This is a genomic window from Sphaerospermopsis sp. LEGE 08334 (genome assembly GCF_015207205.1).
GTDB lineage: Bacteria > Cyanobacteriota > Cyanobacteriia > Cyanobacteriales > Nostocaceae > Sphaerospermopsis.
The window spans coordinates 1-2,497 of the sequence record NZ_JADEXH010000103.1; the positions used below are offsets into that span (position 1 = coordinate 1).

Below are 2,497 nucleotides of genomic sequence, written 5' to 3' on the forward strand. Positions count from 1 at the left end.
GGAATATTTGTAAAGTTATCTGCCATTTGGTGCAGTAAGCGCACATTTTCTAACCCAGCAACCCTTTGACATATTTGCTCAACCTGCCGGATAGCCGCACTGGAATAATCACATCCCCAATACTCTTCGCAATTGGGGGCAATACGAGATAGCAGTAACCCTGAACCACAACCAATTTCTAAGACTCGCTGCGGTGACAGAGACAGGATGCGCCCCACCGTATTTTCTACCCACTCCCGCATTTCCCAAGCCGGGATAGGTTCTTTGGTGTAGGAACTGTTCCAACCACTGATATTGAATGTGACATCATCTATCGTTGTTTGCGGTTGCTCATAAGTCTGCTCATACAGCATTTGCCAGTCACCAACGTACTCACTCTGCCATTGAGCCAACTGCTGCGTTAATATTTGACGTTCAAGAGCCGGAACTAAGTAAGCTACCAAGCGTTTATCACTAGCGGTGTCAACTGGAGTGACGCTATCATGATCAGTTGTGGATGGATCTAGTTCTCGTTGCTGGCGTGATTCAAGTTTCTTGTTTTGGTCTTCATAAGCCACAACTACCGCCTCTCGCACTTCCGGCATCTGGGATAGCACAGCCTCAATTTCTCCCAGTTCGATGCGAAATCCTCTGATTTTTACTTGATTGTCTATGCGTCCTAAGTATTCAATATTCCCATCTGGTAGGTAACGGGCTAAGTCTCCTGTTTTGTAAATTCGCTCAACTTGACCACATATATCTATTTCTATAAATTTTTCCGCAGTCGCTTCGGGACGATTTAAATATCCTCTAGCTAAACCAACTCCAGCTATACACAATTCTCCTGGTATCCCTGGTGGTAGTAGTTGATTGTTTCTATCTAATATATAGATGCGAAGATTAGATATTGGTTTACCAATGGGTGTTTTTTTGCCATTGGGTTGACAAGGGAAGATTGTCGCCGTTACTGTGGATTCTGTAGGTCCGTAGCAATTGTAGAAATTTCTTTCTGTTCCCCACTGATTCACTAATTCTTTTGTACAAGCTTCTCCTCCTACTGTGATACATTGCAAATCCGGTAATTTGGCTTTGGGTAGTACAGATAGGGCTGAAGGCGATAAGAAGCTATGGGTAATTTTGTTTACGGTTAAAAAGTCTACTAAGCTTTGACTAGGCAATAAAGTTACTTTATTTCCTAAATACAAACAAGCACCTGTCACTAAGGCTGTGGTAATTTCACCTACGGATAAATCAAAACTAAAAGAACCAAATTGCAACAAACGGCTGTGGTTCTGAACTTGGAAAATCTTAGCCCAAGTTAAACTTAAATTGACTATGGCGCGATGCTCTATCATTACCCCTTTAGGTCTTCCTGTTGAACCAGAGGTGTAAATTACGTAGGCTAAGTTATCAGGTTTATTTTGCTGTCTGGGGTTTTCGGTTAATTCTAAGTTAAAGGTGTTTTCATCTAAACAAATTACCTGATATGGCTTTTCTCGATTGTCTAAGGGTAATTGATTTAATAGTGACTTTTGTGTTAGCAATACTGATACTTGAGCATCTTCTAACATGAAGCTCAAGCGTTCTTGCGGATATTCTGGGTCTAGGGGTACATACGCCCCTCCTGCTTTGAGTATACCTAATAGTCCTACAATCATTTCTAGGGAACGCTCTACACAAATCCCTACTAGTACATCTGGTTTGACTCCCAAAGTTTGCAAGTAATGTGCTAACTGATTAGCCTGACTATTCAATTGCTGATAGGTGAGTTGTTGATTTTCAAACACTACGGCTAATGTATCCGGTGTTTTCTCTACCTGCTCTTCAAATAACTCATGAATACATTTATCTTGAGGATAATCAGCTTGAGTATCATTCCACTCCACTAATAATTGACGTTGTTCTGCCTGAGTCAGCAAGGGCAGTAATGCTACTGGCTGCTGGAGATTGTCAACAATTGCTGTCAGTAAAGCCACAAAATGCTCCATCATCCGGGCAATCGTCGCTCCATCAAATAAATCTCTGTTGTAAGAACAGAAACCCCTTAGTCCTTCTGGTGTATCCCACAAGTTAAGCTCTAAATCCATTCGCGCTGAATCCACTCCCGAATCCATTTCTTCCACTTCTAACCCAGGCAGATTCCAGGGAGAGGAGGGAGCGTTTTGCAGAGCAAGCACCACTTGCACCAGAGGGTTTCGATCTAGATTCCGCTCTAGTTGCAACTGTTCGACTAACATCTCAAAGGGTAAATCTTGATGGTCATAAGCCTCTTGAGTCACCCGTCGCACCTGTGCCAATAATTCTTCAAAGTTTGGTTCTGTAGATAAATCAAATCTCAGTGCCAAAGTATTGACAAAAAACCCAATTAAACCTTCAATTTCTGTGCGGTTACGATTAGCAATTGGTGAGCCTACTACCACATCTGTTTGTCCACTGTAGCGAGACAGCAACACCACAAAACCTGCCAGCAGTGTCATAAACAGTGTGGTTCCCGTCTCTTGAGAAAGCTGTTTGAGTT

At 42.4% G+C, this 2,497-nt stretch carries 1 protein-coding gene; it reads right to left on the bottom strand.

Annotated features, from left to right (window positions below; genetic code table 11):
• Nucleotides 1–2,497: class I SAM-dependent methyltransferase (locus IQ237_RS25905; protein ID WP_194060109.1), on the bottom strand; the 2,497-nt coding region annotated here is incomplete at both ends.